General features: G+C 57.5%; 14 protein-coding genes. 8 read left to right on the top strand and 6 right to left on the bottom strand.

Features of this window, described 5'->3' with window-relative positions:
• The first annotated feature begins 509 nt into the window (after nucleotides 1–509).
• Entirely contained in the window at nucleotides 510–1229 is a 720-nt protein-coding gene (ompR, locus tag AC6I8V_RS18665; RefSeq protein ID WP_001157751.1) for an osmolarity response regulator transcription factor OmpR, read from the top strand.
• The gene (gene envZ / locus AC6I8V_RS18660) at nucleotides 1226–2584 is read left to right on the top strand and encodes a two-component system sensor histidine kinase EnvZ (RefSeq protein WP_497843661.1); all 1359 of its coding nucleotides are present in this window, start codon (nucleotides 1226–1228) and stop codon (nucleotides 2582–2584) included. Before ompR ends, envZ begins: the two co-directional genes overlap by 4 nt.
• A gap of 56 nt (nucleotides 2585–2640) precedes the next feature.
• Here the strand turns inward: envZ and pckA are convergent, their stop codons facing one another.
• From pckA to AC6I8V_RS18635, 5 genes are all read right to left on the bottom strand, one after another.
• Nucleotides 2641–4263 carry a phosphoenolpyruvate carboxykinase (ATP) gene (gene pckA / locus AC6I8V_RS18655; protein ID WP_497843660.1) on the bottom strand — a complete coding sequence of 541 codons (1623 nt, stop codon included), beginning with the start codon at nucleotides 4261–4263 and terminating at the stop codon, nucleotides 2641–2643.
• A 284-nt stretch (nucleotides 4264–4547) separates the two neighbouring features.
• Nucleotides 4548–5414 (bottom strand): Hsp33 family molecular chaperone HslO, encoded by an 867-nt coding sequence (hslO, locus tag AC6I8V_RS18650; protein ID WP_497843659.1) that lies wholly within the window; start codon nucleotides 5412–5414, stop codon nucleotides 4548–4550.
• Between the two features lie 25 nt (nucleotides 5415–5439).
• Nucleotides 5440–5841, bottom strand: a complete 402-nt coding sequence (hslR, locus tag AC6I8V_RS18645) for a ribosome-associated heat shock protein Hsp15 (RefSeq protein WP_497843658.1) — start codon at nucleotides 5839–5841, stop codon at nucleotides 5440–5442.
• A gap of 13 nt (nucleotides 5842–5854) precedes the next feature.
• On the bottom strand, nucleotides 5855–6523 hold the full coding sequence (gene yrfG / locus AC6I8V_RS18640; RefSeq protein WP_497843657.1) for a GMP/IMP nucleotidase: 669 nt from the start codon (nucleotides 6521–6523) through the stop codon (nucleotides 5855–5857).
• Between the two features lie 52 nt (nucleotides 6524–6575).
• A complete protein-coding gene (locus AC6I8V_RS18635; protein ID WP_497843656.1) occupies nucleotides 6576–8717 on the bottom strand; it encodes an intracellular growth attenuator family protein in 2142 nt (713 codons plus the stop codon).
• A 405-nt stretch (nucleotides 8718–9122) separates the two neighbouring features.
• Between AC6I8V_RS18635 and nudE the strand changes: the two genes are divergently transcribed.
• A complete protein-coding gene (nudE, locus tag AC6I8V_RS18630) occupies nucleotides 9123–9689 on the top strand; it encodes an ADP compounds hydrolase NudE (protein ID WP_497843655.1) in 567 nt (188 codons plus the stop codon).
• 44 nt (nucleotides 9690–9733) lie between these two features.
• On the opposite strand, the gene mrcA is transcribed toward nudE, so the two are convergent.
• On the bottom strand, nucleotides 9734–12283 hold the full coding sequence (gene mrcA / locus AC6I8V_RS18625; RefSeq protein WP_497843654.1) for a peptidoglycan glycosyltransferase/peptidoglycan DD-transpeptidase MrcA: 2550 nt from the start codon (nucleotides 12281–12283) through the stop codon (nucleotides 9734–9736).
• 177 nt (nucleotides 12284–12460) lie between these two features.
• On the opposite strand from mrcA, the gene pilM reads away from it, so the two are divergent.
• Genes pilM through hofQ form a run of 5 tightly spaced genes read left to right on the top strand, consistent with a single transcriptional unit; the run spans nucleotide 12461 to nucleotide 15864 of the window.
• On the top strand, nucleotides 12461–13258 hold the full coding sequence (gene pilM, locus AC6I8V_RS18620; RefSeq protein WP_497843653.1) for a pilus assembly protein PilM: 798 nt from the start codon (nucleotides 12461–12463) through the stop codon (nucleotides 13256–13258).
• Nucleotides 13258–13800, top strand: a complete 543-nt coding sequence (locus AC6I8V_RS18615) for a PilN domain-containing protein (RefSeq protein WP_497843652.1) — start codon at nucleotides 13258–13260, stop codon at nucleotides 13798–13800. The genes pilM and AC6I8V_RS18615 overlap by 1 nt, the downstream gene beginning before the upstream one ends.
• Nucleotides 13793–14287: a HofO family protein gene (locus AC6I8V_RS18610; protein ID WP_497843651.1), complete on the top strand. Its 495-nt coding sequence runs from the start codon at nucleotides 13793–13795 to the stop codon at nucleotides 14285–14287. Before AC6I8V_RS18615 ends, AC6I8V_RS18610 begins: the two co-directional genes overlap by 8 nt.
• Nucleotides 14277–14663: a HofP DNA utilization family protein gene (locus AC6I8V_RS18605; RefSeq protein ID WP_497843650.1), complete on the top strand. Its 387-nt coding sequence runs from the start codon at nucleotides 14277–14279 to the stop codon at nucleotides 14661–14663. The genes AC6I8V_RS18610 and AC6I8V_RS18605 overlap by 11 nt, the downstream gene beginning before the upstream one ends.
• Entirely contained in the window at nucleotides 14602–15864 is a 1263-nt protein-coding gene (gene hofQ, locus AC6I8V_RS18600) for a DNA uptake porin HofQ (protein WP_497843649.1), read from the top strand. Before AC6I8V_RS18605 ends, hofQ begins: the two co-directional genes overlap by 62 nt.
• Nucleotides 15865–15934: the final 70 nt, after the last annotated feature.

Genomic DNA, 15934 nt, shown 5'->3' with positions numbered 1-15934 from the left:
TTTCTCTCCACATGCACTCAATTTCAACAGGTACGGAAACAGTGTCTGAGATCGCGTCGGGAGAGGAAAGAGGGCTTTACTGATTGATTTTAAGGACTTTATTTAATGGTGGCCTTGTTTTGCTACGCGAAGGGAATCCTCCGAGAGAGGAAAGGCGAGATAATCAGGAAACGCCACATTTTATGCTACTAAACCGCGTTCGATGGGATATTCTCAAGAGTCAGCGCCCGTAAAATCACCCTCAGCGCCGTTTTCAGGCCAGCTGCGCGTCGGTTGAACCAGCGACAAACAGAAAAAGGCTTAATTTTTCAGATAAGCGCTAACCACATAGAAAGACAGAGCAAAAAGCGCAAAGTGCGCCATATTACAGTGGTAAAATTAAAGATAAGCTGCTGTTTAATATGCTTTGTAACAATTTCGGCTAGAATATAAACCATTAATGACTGTCACTGTAAGGCATCTTTTTTTAACAATATTGGCTCAGGCAATGGCGCCTTTGGGAGTTGAACATGCAAGAGAACTACAAAATTCTGGTCGTCGATGATGATATGCGTTTGCGCGCGTTGCTCGAACGTTATCTCACCGAGCAGGGCTTTCAGGTGCGCAGCGTTGCCAACGCCGAGCAAATGGATCGTCTGTTAACCCGCGAATCTTTCCATCTGATGGTGCTTGATCTGATGTTGCCAGGTGAAGATGGCCTGTCAATCTGCCGCCGCCTGCGTAGCCAAAGCAACCCGATGCCGATCATTATGGTCACCGCGAAAGGCGAAGAAGTGGACCGTATCGTAGGACTGGAAATCGGTGCTGACGACTACATTCCTAAGCCGTTCAACCCGCGTGAACTGCTGGCCCGTATCCGCGCTGTGCTGCGTCGTCAGGCAAATGAACTGCCGGGTGCGCCGTCACAGGAAGAAGCGGTTATCGCCTTCGGTAAATTCAAACTGAACCTCGGTACGCGTGAAATGTTCCGTGAAGATGAGCCAATGCCGCTCACCAGCGGTGAGTTTGCCGTGCTGAAAGCGCTGGTCAGCCATCCGCGTGAACCGCTGTCGCGCGACAAGCTGATGAACCTGGCTCGTGGTCGTGAATACAGCGCGATGGAACGTTCTATCGATGTGCAGATTTCCCGTCTGCGCCGTATGGTGGAAGAAGATCCGGCGCATCCGCGCTACATTCAGACCGTTTGGGGTCTTGGCTACGTATTCGTTCCGGACGGCAGTAAAGCATGAGGCGATTGCGCTTCTCACCTCGCAGTTCGTTTGCCCGCACCCTGTTATTGATCGTTACCTTGCTGTTCGTCAGCCTGGTAACGACCTATCTGGTGGTGCTGAATTTCGCCATTCTTCCCAGTTTGCAGCAGTTCAATAAAGTCCTCGCTTACGAAGTCCGTATGCTGATGACCGACCGTTTGCAGCTGGAAGATGGGACGCAGCTGGAAGTGCCACCGGCTTTCCGGCGTGAAATCTACCGGGAACTGGGTATCTCGCTGTATACCAATGCCGCGGCGGAAGAGAGCGGATTGCGCTGGGCGCAGCACTACGAGTTCCTGAGTGAACAGATGGCGCAGCAGCTTGGCGGACCGACGGATGTCCGGGTGGAAGTGAATAAAAATTCCCCGGTGGTGTGGCTCAAAACCTGGCTGTCGCCCGATATCTGGGTGCGCGTGCCGTTGACCGAAATCCATCAGGGCGATTTCTCGCCGCTGTTCCGCTACACGCTGGCGATAATGCTGCTGGCAATTGGCGGCGCCTGGCTGTTTATCCGCATTCAGAACCGACCTTTGGTTGATCTCGAACATGCCGCTTTGCAGGTGGGGAAAGGCATTATCCCGCCGCCGCTGCGCGAATATGGCGCCTCGGAAGTGCGTTCGGTCACCCGCGCCTTTAACCAGATGGCGGCAGGGGTGAAGCAGTTAGCCGACGATCGTACCCTGCTGATGGCGGGGGTCAGCCATGATCTGCGCACCCCGCTGACGCGTATTCGCCTCGCTACCGAGATGATGAGCGAGGAGGATGGCTATCTGGCCGAGTCGATTAATAAAGATATCGAGGAGTGCAACGCGATTATCGAGCAGTTTATCGACTATCTGCGCACCGGTCAGGAGATGCAGACCGAGCGCGCCGATCTGAATAGCGTGCTGGGTGAAGTGGTGGCCGCCGAAAGCGGCTACGAGCGCGAGATTGAGAATGCGGTGATGCCTGAGGAGTTGATGCTGGACATCAACCCGCTGTCGATTAAGCGCGCGGTGGCGAATCTGGTGGTGAATGCGGCGCGTTATGGCAACGGCTGGATTAAAGTCAGCAGCGGCCAGGAACTGCATCGCGCCTGGTTCCAGGTGGAAGATGATGGTCCGGGGATTAAACCGGATCAGCTCCAGCATCTGTTCCAGCCTTTTGTTCGCGGTGATAGCGCGCGCAGCACCAGCGGTACCGGTCTGGGGCTGGCGATTGTGCAGCGTATTATCGATGCGCACGATGGCTCGCTGGAGATTGGCGTCAGTGAACACGGCGGCCTGCGTATTCGCGCCTGGCTGCCGGTGCCGGAAAGCGGTACGGCGCTGGTAAACGGCAACCATAACGCCTGACCGATTGTGCCCTCAGCCTTCTCCCGCCAGCGGGAGAAGGTGTTGTGCAATAAGGGTTACGGCAGCTGGGGGCCAGCCTGTACCAGCGCGGCTCCGGCGGCGTTATCGGTGTATTTGGTGAAGTTAGTGATAAAGCGCTGCGCCAGATCCTGCGCGGCGTCCTGCCAGGCGGCTTCGCTGGACCAGCTGGCGCGCGGATCGAGAATCGTATCCTCCACCTGCGTCAGCCGGGTGGGGACTTGCAGGTTAAACACCGGCAGCTTTTGCGTTGCCACATCATCCAGCTCCCCGGCCAGAATCGCGTTGATAATGGCGCGGGTATCCCGCAGCGAAATGCGTTTGCCGCTGCCATTCCAGCCGGTATTCACCAGATAAGCCTGCGCCCCCGCTGCGGCCATACGTTTCACCAGCACTTCGGCGTACTGCGTTGGATGCAGGGTGAGAAACGCGGCGCCAAAGCAGGCGGAGAAGGTTGGGGTTGGCTGAGTAACGCCGCGTTCCGTGCCGGCCAGCTTGGCGGTGAAGCCCGACAGGAAATGATACTGCGTCTGCTCCGGCGTTAAACGCGACACCGGCGGCAGCACGCCGAAAGCATCCGCCGTCAGGAAAATGACGCGCTGCGCGTGGCCCGCTTTTGACACCGGCCGCACAATGTTTTCGATATGCTCAATCGGATAGGAGACGCGGGTGTTTTCGGTTTTGCTGGCGTCAGCGTAATCGACGCTGCCATCGGCGCGTACCACCACGTTTTCCAGCAGCGCATCGCGGCGAATCGCGTTATAGATTTCCGGTTCCGCCTGCGCCGACAGATTGATGGTTTTGGCGTAGCAGCCACCTTCAAAGTTAAACACCCCATCGTCGTCCCAGCCGTGTTCATCATCGCCAATCAACTGGCGATCCGGATCGGTCGATAGCGTGGTTTTGCCGGTGCCGGAAAGGCCGAAGAACACCGCCACATCGCCCGCTTTACCGACGTTAGCTGAGCAGTGCATCGCGGCGATGCCTCGCAGCGGCAGCAGATAATTCATAATGGCAAACAGGCCTTTCTTCATCTCGCCACCGTACCAGGTGCCGCCAATCAGCTGCATACGCTCGGTGAGGTTAAAGGCGACGAAATTCTCCGAATGCAGCCCCTGTGCCTGCCAGTTTGGGTTGGTGCATTGCGCGGCGTTCATCACCACGAAATCCGGGGTGAAGTGCGCCAGCTCCTCGTCATCCGGACGGATAAACATGTTTTTGACGAAGTGCGCCTGCCAGGCCACCTCCATCACAAAGCGCACGCTAAGGCGCGTATCCGGGTTGGCGCCGCAGAAGGCATCCACCACAAACAGGCGTTTGCCGGACAGCTGTTGGGTGACGCACTGCTTCAGCGCCTGCCAGGTTTCCGCCGAGAGCGGCTGGTTATCATTCTTGCCTTCCCCGAAAACGTTCCACCACAGCGTGTCGCGCGTCGTGTCATCGCGCACGATGTATTTATCTTTCGGTGAGCGGCCGGTGAAGATACCGGTATCCACGGCAATAGCGCCGCTTTGCGTCAGAATGCCGCGCGCATAACCTTCCAGTTCAGGGCGGGTTTCTTCCTGAAACAGGGTGTCGAAGTCAGGGTTGTAGACGATTTCAGTGGTGCCGCTGATGCCCAATGCGGCAAGGTCTTGCGATGTCAGGCCGTTAATGCGCATGTGACTGCTCCTTTAATCGGTGTCTGTTCTGCATAGCGAAATATTATTAATTATGAGAGGTGATGCTGCGGCTGGCCTCGTGGGGCGCAGGGCATGATCGCGTGCACTGTACTCTTCTGAGTACGGCGGAAAAGGATTGTCAGTCAGAAATGCGAGCCAGGGCGCGCTACGCCGATAAATTCACCAGTTATGAAACTAATGTCAGCATAAAGAAGTTAGTTTTCTTTAAAAACAGGGGGATGGGCGTGGTGGGAAATGCGGGCGGTGGGACCGCCCGACATCTGTCAGTGCAGCTGATCGCTGCTGCCGGTCGGCGTATTGCGAATCGCCGCGATATCGACCGAATCGTAAACGTAATGCGCGCCGCAATAGTCGCAATGCATATCGATTTCACCATCTTCTTCAAGGATCTCATCGACTTCATCAACAGGCAGCGTTTTCAGCACTTCGCCGCAGCGTTCGCGGGAGCAGGTGCATTTGAAGCAAACCGGCGTCGGATCGAACACCGTGGCCTCTTCCTGGTGATACAGACGCCACAGGACATCCGTGGCTGGCAGTTCAATCAACTCTTCGCTTTTCACCGTTTCGGTCAGCGTGGCGAGGTGATTGAAGTCGTCGAGGTTTGGCTCCTGGGCGGGCAGTACCTGCAACAGGATTCCGGCGGCGCCTTTTTCGTTAGTGCGAATAAACAGGCGTGTTGGCAGCTGCTCAGAACGCATAAAGTAATCTTCCAGACAACCCGCCAGCGTATCCGCTTCCAGGCCAACCACACCCTGATAACGCTCACCCTTCTCCGGGGAGATGGTGATCACCAGATAGCCATTGCCAACCATCTGCTTCAGGCTGCTGCCCGGCGCGATCGCGTCTTTCACGCGCGCCACGCCACGCAGCTCCTGACGGTTATTACCGTTGATCACGGCCATCGACAGCGGACCATCACCCTGCAACTGCACGGTGATGTCGCCATCAAACTTCAGCGTGGCGGTCAGCAGGCTGGTCGCCGCCAGCAGCTCACCCAGCAGCGCTTTCACCGGTTCAGCGTAATCATGGCCTTCCACGATTTCACGCCAGGTTTGCGTGACATTCACCAGCTCGCCGCGCACGGCCGCATTTTCAAACAGATAACGGTGCAGTTGATCTTGAACAGACATAGGTTTTCTCTCGTTGGGGCGCGAGTTATTCATCGCCCGACAATTTAAATTTCATCAGATCGCGGCGCTCCTTTTTGTCCGGGCGGCGATCGGGGTGCGGCATGGTCAGCGCATTCATCTTGCGCGCCAGCGCCAGCTTTTCCCGTTTCTCAATGCTGGCCGCCGTTTCGGCGTACAGGGCCTGGGCTTCCGTGGCCGGGCGACGCTGTTCGCTGATGGCGGTGACGATCACCGTGCGCTGATCGTTGCCCTGGCGTAGCGTCAGTTCCGCATCCAGCTCCACCAGCTTGCTCGGCTTGCTGCGCTGGCCGTTGTAATGCACTTTCCCGCCTTCAATCATCTCGCGTGCGATGGCGCGGGTTTTGTAAAAACGCGCCGCCCACAGCCATTTGTCGAGGCGGACGCCTTCGCTGTTTTTCTCTTTCATTGCGGCTCCTGATTTAACGCAGCGGATCGATCAGCTCGCGATAGTCCCGCAGCGCCGGATGGCGACTAAAGGACTGATCCGGGCGACCGGAATCCGGGTTGCTGATGCCGACACACCAGCGAATCCCCCAGCGTGTCGCCGCATCCAGAATCGGTTCGCTATCATCAATGAACAGCGTGCGCGAATTGTTGAAACCGGTGTGCTGCTGTACCGCCTGCCAGAGACGCGCATCTTCTTTCGGATACCCAAAGGTATGGGTAGAAAGTAATAAATCAAGGTGGGCAGCCAATCCGGTCTGCGCCAGTTTGACGTCCAGATTGTAAGGATGGGCATTGGTCAGCAGAATGGTGCGCTTACCCGCCGCACGCAGCGCCTGTAAAAACGGCAGCGTATCTTCACGCATGGACGCACGTTCGCGTTTGGCGAAGGTCATGGCGCGGATGTCTAACGCCAGCTCCTGCGACCAGTAATCCAGACAGTACCAGTTTAGCGTATGCGCCACGGCGTGATACTTTTCCCGAATCAGCTGATGGGCTTCATCCAGCGTGATTGCCCGCTCGCGACTCAGGGTTTCTGGTACGTGTTCCAGCCAGAAATGACGATCGAAGGCGAGATCGAGCAGGGTGCCGTCCATGTCCAGCAGCACGGTATCGATCTCAGACCAGTTAAGCGTAACCTGCATGTTCTCTCCCGCCCTAAAAACAGGGCGACAGGGTAGCACAGAAGGGGAAGGCTCAGAACAGTGAACGCACGCTCTGCATAGTGCTCAGATTGTGGTTAAAACATTTGTCGTAATACTGCTGGATCTCAGCCATTCGCAGGCGATTGCGGTGCACGCGGCGCAGCGCCAGCAGGCCGTTAATCAGCGCGCAGGCGATCAGCACCACCATCAGCAACGCGGTGCCGAGATAGCGCCATTGCGCCATGGCGTCTGGCTCATTATGCAGGGCGATATGGCGGGTGCCGTTGGCATCGGTGGTGATGCTGGTGATGATACCGCTGGCGGCGAACGGCGTGTGCAGCAGCATCGCCGACATACGTTGCAGCTCGCGCCATTGTGACGGCGCATCCAGATCGAACAGCGCCACCGTGGGTTGCGGCTGGTTCACCAGCTGGCGACCTTCATCACTGATAATCAGAAAGCCGCCCGGCGGCGGGCTGTTGAGGTTTTCCGCCGCACGACGGGTTTCACGCGAGAAGAATGTCGAGGTCGCAGTGTTAACGAGGTTTTCCAGCGCTTCGGCGCTTACCGGTCGCAGCAATACGTTCATGCCATTGAGACGACCGGAATCCGCACGGTGAATCAGCGTGTCCCAGTCTTTAGCATTGCCAAGGTTAACCAGCGCGTTTTTCAGACGAACACAATCCTGCTGCTGGCTGCACAGATCCTGGGTTTTCAGTACCAGATCGGAGAAATCATCCAGCAGAATCATGCCCGACTTCTGAATCGCCGAAGCCAGCTGCGGGTTGAGCTTGGGATCGGTGTTGGTTTCGGGATGCAGCTGGCGCGTGGTGGTGTCGAGCAGCGCTGAGGCTTTATCGATAATATCCGACTGAGGTTGTGGCAACGGCGTGGCGTTGTTCCAGTAAACGGCCGAACAATCGAACGGCATATAGGCATAGCTGCGGTTGCTCTGGTAGTTGCCCGGCACGGAACACATGCCGGTGCCGCTCACCTTCAGGCTATCGCCAATATGCAGCGGCATCGCGTTCAGTTTATCGACGCTGTTCACTTCCAGGCTTTCGGTGCCCTTCACCCATGCGAGGCTGAGTTTGATCGGCATACTCAGTGGAATCCAGCTGACCAGCATCACCAGCACCAGCAGCGAACCGCAGGCCAGCACCAGATTTTTACGCCAGCGCTGTACCGGGAAGTTGCGCACTTCATCCTGCAACGACAGAAAACGTCCCTGACGCACCACCTGACGGTTCAGATAGATTTCGACATCCGTGACCTGGCCTAAATCATGCGCCACGTAGGGCTGCCAGTGTGGCGGGTAGATCAAATCGATAATGCCGAGCGAGATATTGCTCTGCTCCTGATTCGATTCGCCAAACAGGCCCCAGCGTTTCGGCGCGCCGCGCAGGCAATGGACTTCACGCAGACCCTTCTCACCGGGGAAGCGGTACAGGAACCACAGGCTGACGGCAATCATCGCGCAGCCAAGCAGGGCGATCCACACCATCATGCTGCCGGGCAGCACCAGGCTTAAGAAGAACAGCAGGAACGCAAAACAGATGGTGGCGGCTTCACGCGTGCCATCGGGGCGTGATAGCGCATACTCCTCCGGCGTCTCTTTACGCACCTGCAATAACTCGACGTTTTCACTCTCTTCTTTGCGAATCGAGGCATTGGTCGACATCGAGCGTACCAGCGGCGGCAGGGCAGGTTGCTCAACCGTGTAGTTCACCAGCGAATGACCATTCAGTGAGATCACCAACGGCAGCGTCTGGGTGCGGATCAGTTCAACGTAGTTTTCATCGGCGATGTACTGTTCCCACAGCGGCGGCAGGTGGACTTCGACGGCATCAAGATAGTAACGCCATTTATGCGGGTCATCAGTCGACAGGCCATAACGGGTAATGGCGCGGGTAACGGGATAGACATTGTTGCTTTGCGCGGTCAGCGTCAGACCTTCAGGTTCACGCTGTTTTTTGCCGGGCTGTACGCCAGCCTGCTGGCGCTGTTTCGTCAGCGCGGCAATATATTTTTCAACAGCAATGCGTTCTTCGTCAGTGAGTTTGCGGCAGGGCGGACTTATGAACGGCAGCGGTTTCGCCAACGGCGGACGATGCCGCATAGCGTACCAGTAACCTATGCCCGCCAGCATTGAGCAAGCCATTACGATGGCCAGAATGATGATAATTGTGCTCATGCTCTGCTCAATTCAGCCCAAAAACGGCCTTCACGTTAATGATCTGCTCCCGATGAATGATCAATACAGGTCAATTTTGGCGAGCTGATGTCATTCTGACAAGTGAAATGTCAGATAAAATAACGCGCAAAATCATTGGATTAGAAATTATTAGATTATTCCTTATCGGGATGGTATCGGGTGCTGACTCAATTAAATATCGGTATTTTCTGAATTTATCGGCCTTCGGTTGACTTATTGTGAGAATTTACCCGTAACGATAACAATAGGTTGTGGATAGCGATAAGCAAATAGGTGACGGCATAGTTTGCGTACACTGCGTGTCGCACATTTCTCCGGGCTTCGGTATGCTGTGCCGATGCTGGCATTATCGCATCACAAGGTCGTGCAAAGTTTGAGGCTGATATGAAAACTCCACAGAAAAAACCTGACATCCTCAACGTGGAAGCGGTGGCCCGCTCCCGGTTATTTACCATCGAAGCTGTCGATCTCGCTTTCAGCAATGGCGCGCGTCGGGTTTACGAACGTATGAAACCTTCCGATCGCGAAGCGGTGATGATTGTGCCCATCCTCGGCGAGGATGTGATCCTGATTGAGGAGTATGCCGTCGGGCTGGAAAGCTACGAGCTGGGCTTCCCGAAAGGTTTGATCGATCCCGGTGAAAGCGCGTTCGAAGCGGCTGACCGTGAGCTGAAAGAGGAAGCCGGTTTTGGCGCGACCAAACTGGAAACGCTGGGCAAACTCACCATGGCGCCCTCTTATTTCTCCAGCAAGATGAATATCGTGGTGGCTGAAGGCTTATATGAAGAGAAGCTGGAAGGGGATGAGCCGGAGCCGCTGATTGTGCGCCGCTGGCCGCTGAACAACCTGCTGGCTTTGCTGGATGAACCGGACTTTCGCGAGGCACGCAACGTCAGTGCGTTGTTCCTGGTACGCGAATGGCTGGTGAAGCAAGGGCGCATCAGCTACTAAGATTGGCTGCAAATAAAAAAGCCGGCGATTGCCGGCTTTTTTGCTTAGAACAGTTCGTGACTCTGCCCGTTGTCCATAATGGTGGTGCCCACATCATGCACCGAGTATTCCGTCGGCTGCGTGCCGTTGATGAAATACTCCTGACGGGTATTGCCGCTACCGTTTGCCAGCTTGCCGGTGCTGCGATCAATCGTCACCGTCACCACGCCATCAGGCGGCGTCAGCGGTTGCGGCGGCACGCCATCCAGCGCGGTTTTCATATAATCATCCCACGCCGGTTGCGCACTCTTCGCGCCGCCTTCATAGCCGGAGATTTGATCCGGAATCGCACCGGAAACGGTAGAGCGACCCAGCGCGCGTGAATCATCGAAACCGATCCATACCGACGTCACTACGCCAGGGCCGTAACCGGAGAACCAGGCATCTTTCGAGCTGTTGGTCGTACCGGTTTTGCCGCCGATGTCGTTACGTTTCAGGTCACGGCCAGCGCGCCAGCCCGTTCCCATCCAGCCTGGTTCACCGAAGATATTGCTGTTCAGCGCGCTCTTGATCAGGAATGACAGCGGCGTGTTGATGACGTGCGGTGCATACTGCTGATCCCCTGCCGGTTGCGGCTGGGCTGGCACCTGCTCCAGTTCTGGCTGCGGCACCGTCTGGTTCTGCGCCTGATCGGAAACCGCGACGTTTTCGACACTCTCTTCATTCAGCGCGACCGATTTCTGCGTATCGCCGTAAATCACCGGCAGATTGCACTGCGGGCAGGCGATTTTCGGTTTCTCTTCGAATACCGTGGCGCCCTGTTCGTTCTCAATTTTGGTAATGAAGTAAGGATCGATCAGGAAGCCGCCGTTGGCCATCACCGAGTAACCGCGTGCGACCTGCATCGGAGTGAAGGAAGCGGCACCCAGCGCCAGCGATTCGGTGTGGATGATGTTCTGCGCCGGGAAGCCGAAACGTTGCAGATATTGTGCAGCGTAATCGACGCCCATGGCACGCATAGCACGCACCATTACCACGTTTTTCGACTGGCCTAAGCCCTGACGCAGACGAATCGGACCGTCATAGGTTGGCGGTGAGTTTTTCGGACGCCAGTCGGCGCCCGCACCGGCATCCCAGCGCGAAATCGGTACGTCGTTCAGAATCGAAGCGAGGGTCAGCCCACGGTCCATAGCGGCGGTGTAGAGGAATGGCTTGATGTTGGAGCCAACCTGACGCAGCGCCTGGGTCGCGCGGTTGAACATGCTCTGGTTAAAGTCAAAGCCACCGACCAGCGCGCGTACCGCACCATCTTCCGGGTTAAGCGATACCAGCGCGGAGTTCACGGCCGGTACCTGGCCCAGCCACCAGTCGTTATCGACTTTGCGTACCCAGATCTGCTGACCAGCCTGCAACACCTGCGTCACGCTACGTGGCGTCGGGCCTTGCAGCATGTCGGATTTGTAAGCCCGCGCCCAGCGCACGCCCGCCATGGTCAGGGAGACGCTGCTGCCATCTTTCAGCACCGCAGTCGCTTCGTCATTGCTGGCGTTGGTCACCACCGCCGGAATAAGCGGACCGTATAACGGCAGGTCTTTCAGCGCGTTCAGGATGCGGGTTTGATCCCAGCTGGCTTCGCCCACTTTCCACAGCACGTTGGTCGGGCCGCGGTAGCCGTGGCGCATATCATAGGCGAGCACGTTATTGCGCACCGCCTGCTGAGCCGCTTCCTGCAAACGACGCGTCACGGTGGTGTAAACCTTGTAACCGTCCTCGTAGGCACCGTCACCGTAGCGTTTCACCATCTCCTGACGCACCATCTCGCTCAGATACGGGGCGGAGAAGGCGATTTCCGGGCCGTGATACGTGGCGACCAGCGGCGTATTGCGCGCGTCATCGTACTGCTGCTGGGTGATGTAATTCTGATCCAGCATACGCGACAGCACCACATTACGACGCGCCAGCGCACGCTGGTGTGAGTAAAGCGGGTTGAAGGTGGACGGCGCTTTCGGCAGGCCAGCAATCATCGCCATCTCACTCAGCGACAGCTGATCAACCGGCTTACCAAAATAGACCTGAGCGGCAGCGCCGACGCCATAGGCGCGGTAACCGAGGTAAATTTTGTTGAGGTACAGCTCGAGAATCTCATCTTTGCTCAGCAGCTGCTCGATGCGGATCGCAAGGAATGCTTCCTTAATCTTACGCATCAGCGTGCGTTCCGGGCTGAGGAAGAAGTTACGTGCGAGCTGCTGCGTAATGGTACTGGCGCCCTGTGAAGCGTGGCCGGAAACCAGCGCGATGCTGGCAGCACGGAAAATGCCGACCGGATCGACACCGTGATGCTCGTAGAAACGGCTATCTTCGGTGGCAATAAACGCTTTGATCAGCTCAGGCGGCATCTGTTTCAGGGTAAGCGGTACACGGCGCTTTTCACCGTACTGGGCGATAAGCTCGCCATCTGCGCTATAGACCTGCATTGGGGTTTGCAGGCGCACATCTTTCAATGTGTTTACGTCGGGCAACTGCGGCTCTATGTATTTGTACAAACCATAAATCGAGCCGGCTCCCAGCAAGATGCAACACACTGCAAGGATTAATAAATACTTTACGAACTTCACCTGAGATTTCCCATCTGTTGTCGTTTGGGCAGTTTATAAACAATCGCGCGGTAGTATAAAGGCAAGCCTGACGCTTTGATATAGCCGTCATACTTCAAGTTGCTGGTGTCCTGGCTGCAACGCGAATCCCTGAGGGGCTATGTCATTTTTCCCTTTAAAGATAAGGAGATCGCGCGCATGGCATTTCAGCGCTGGCAAATTGGGTTGGATATCCAGAACGGGCAATTCTGTGCGGCAGGTATCCAGCGCCGCCGTCATGGCTGGCAACTCCGACACTGGTGGCAGCAGGCGCTGCCGCAAGATACGTTAAGAAACGGCGTGCTGCAATCCTCGCCCGTCCTGCTGGACGCGCTCCGGCAGTGGCGACGTCAGCTGCCTAACCGCTTCTCATTGCGCGTCGGGTTGCCCCCGCAGCTGGTGCTGCAACGCACGCTCCCTCTGCCGGAAGCCACGCTGCGCGAACCGGCGCTCAGTCGCTATGTACAGGCATCGGCCCAGCGTTTGTTTCCGGTGGAACCCGCTCTGCTGGCGCTGGACTATCGCGCGTCCACGGCCTCAACGCCGTTGTGCATCACCGCGGCGCGCCGTGAGGTGATTGCGCAATGGCTGACGCCGTTGCAGCAGGCTGGCTTACAGCCCGATGTATTCGAACTGAGCAACCTTGCGCTGGCGCAGGTGGCGCTACGTTTGCCGCCCTGCCCGCAGTCGTTGCTGATTCATCCGCTGGGCGATCACTGGCTGTGGTCTCTGGCAGGCGCAACGGCCGCTTCCGGGGCGAGTAGCGAACCGTTGTCGCTGGCGCATCTGCGGGAAACCTTTCCTCAGGCCGGGACGCTGCTCTGCACCGCGCCAGTCGACGGGCTGGCCGCCATCCATCCCTTCTCTCTGTTGCAGTACCTGCAACTGCCCCTGCCGGAAAGCGATGGCGAGTTTGCCCTGGCGCTCGGCCTGGCATTGCGCCCGGAGGACGTCTGATGCTGACGGTTAATTTGCTCCCCTGGCGCGTTCAGCGGTGGCGGCGTCAGCGTCAGTACACGCTGCTGCTGCTGGCGAGCGGGCTGGGCATCAGCCTGATGATTTTGCTGCTGTGTGGCGGGCGAGGGTATCTCGTCGGGCAGCAGCAGCGCACGGAACAGCATCTGCTGTCACAGCGGATCAGCGTGCTGGATCGGCAACTGCACGCGCAGCAGGCATTGCTGCAACAGCGGGATGCGTTATTGCTGACGCAACGCAGGCAGCAGGCGCGTCAGTCTCAGCATCTGGCATGGCAGCAATTCTGGCGGCAGTTGCCGGAGCTGATGCCGGAAGCGCTGTGGCTCAGCCGCGTCGAACGCAGGCAAGGTGAGCTGCTGCTGGAGGGGCTGGCATCCGGTATGGCGGCAGTGAGTGATTTTCGCCGTCAGCTGGGACAGCAACCGTTGTTTTCGGTGATTCGTCAGGGGAATGTGCAGCGCCAGCCTGATGGACATTATCGTTTTACCCTGCGCGCACGGATGCAGGAGGTGAGCAGTGAATGAGTGGCTGGAGCGCTGGATACAGCTCAGGCTGCCGTGGCGCGCCGCCTGGTTGCTGGCGCTCTCCTTGCTGGTACTGACGCTCGGCTGGTTGTTGCTGCTGCTGCCGCAACAGCGCGCGCAGGCGGAACGCGAACATCAGCTGCGGCAACTGACACAACAGGAACAGCAACGTCAGCAGCAGCTTGCGGCACAGCCCGACATCGCGGCTCTGCGCGCCGGAATCAGCGTGCTACAGCAGCCTGCCGAGGCTGCCGCTCCCTCCTTCACGCTGGAAGCCATGCTGGCCGCACGCGGCAGTCAGCTGGATTCCTGGCAAGCGGAAAGCCAGCCTCAGCACATCTCACTCAGGCTGGGATGGGATCAATTCATTCCGCTGTTTGCCGAACTGGCGGATACCCTGCTGCCGGTGCCCGAGCGATTCCAGTTACAGGCCGGGCAGGGGGAGCTGGTGACGCAGTTATGGCTGGAGAGCGGCGATGCGCAGTAGCACTCTCCTGCTGTTGATGTGGTGCAGCGCCGCAGCGCTGGCGCGTGACCCGTTTCAGCCGCGATCTCCCGCGCTTTGTCAGGCAGCCGTCGCAGCACCGGAAGGATGGCGATTGCAGGGCATTGTCGGCGTTCCTCATCGCTATGTCGCCTGGCTGCGTTCGCCGCAGGGGAAAAGCGTCAGGCTGACGGAACAGATGCTCTTACCCTTATCACCCTGGCGCGTGCAGCAACTGTCGGCGCGCGCGCTGCTCTTGCGAGCGGAGCAGAGCTGTACGCCGCAACAGATGACACTACAAATAAAAGGAGGTTTTTATGCCACGGATCAGGATGGGGATGTTGCTGCTGTGTCTGAGCCTGTCGCTGCACGCCAGTGAACAGCGGCTGAGTCTGGTATTCGACGATGCACCGGTGGAGCGTATTTTGCAGGCGCTGGCTGATTATCAGCAAACGAACCTGCTGATTGCGCCGGGCGTAGAAGGACGACTCTCCCTGCGGCTGGAGGATGTTGACTGGCAGCGAGCGCTGAGGTTGGTATCGCAGCTGGCACGGCTGAGCGTGGTGCAGGAGGAGGGCGTGTTGCTGGTCTACCCGGAAAGCTGGCAGCAGTGGCAAAACCAGAAAGCCCAGGCTGAGCGGGAAGAACAGCAGCAGCATATCGCGCTGGCGCAGCAAACCGTGACGTTCCACTATGCCAACGTCAGTGACGTCTATCGTAGCCTGCAATCCGAGCGTTCGCTGCTGACCGCACGCGGCAGTGCTACCGTGGATAGCCGCACCAACAGTTTGCTGCTGCGTGATACGCCACAGGCTTTGCAGGCAGCAGTCCACTGGCTGCGGGCGCTGGATTTACCGCTGGAGCAGGTGGAGCTGGCCGCGCATATCGTCACCATCAGCGAGGAGCATCTGCGCGAGCTGGGGGTGAGCTGGGGAATTTCGCCTGCGGAAGAGGTGATGCAGGCGCTGCGCAATCCTCAACTGGCGATCCCATTAGCGGTGGGCAATCCCGCCTTGCGCATGGGGGTGACGCTGGGGCAGATGAACGGTGAACTGCTTAACCTCGAATTAAGCGCGCTGGAGCAGGAAAGCCAGATTGAAATCATCGCCAGTCCACGGCTGTTCACCTCACACCAGCAAACCGCCTCCATCAAACAGGGAACGGAGATCCCTTATGAAGTGAAATCCGGCAACAGCGGCGCGACTGCGATTGAATTTAAAGAGGCGGTGCTGGGTATGGAGGTCACGCCAACGGTGCTGGGTAACGGGCGTATCCAGTTGAAACTGCGGCTGAGCCAGAATATGCCGGGCCGCAGCTTAAATACCGGCGAAAACCAGGTACTCAGCATCGATAAACAGGAAATCGAGACCCAGGTGACGTTGCGGGATGGTGAAACCTTAGCGCTGGGCGGCATTTTCCAGCAGCAACGAACTCAGGGTGAACAACGGGTGCCCTGGCTGGGTGAACTGCCGGTGCTGGGAAATCTGTTTCGGCATCAGACTGATGAGCACAAAAAAAAGGAGTTAGTGATCTTCATCACCCCCAGACTGGTCAGGGAAGCAGCGCTTACTGCCGGATAAGGCGGAAAATTCACTCTGTGATGCCAACTGCGTTGACGCAGGCCAGGAATTAGCATACAAGGTTTAGCGA

Source organism: Pantoea sp. X-Soil-TKNS-1207 (genome assembly GCF_059730485.1).
This window is presented reverse-complemented; position numbering and strand designations above follow the sequence as displayed.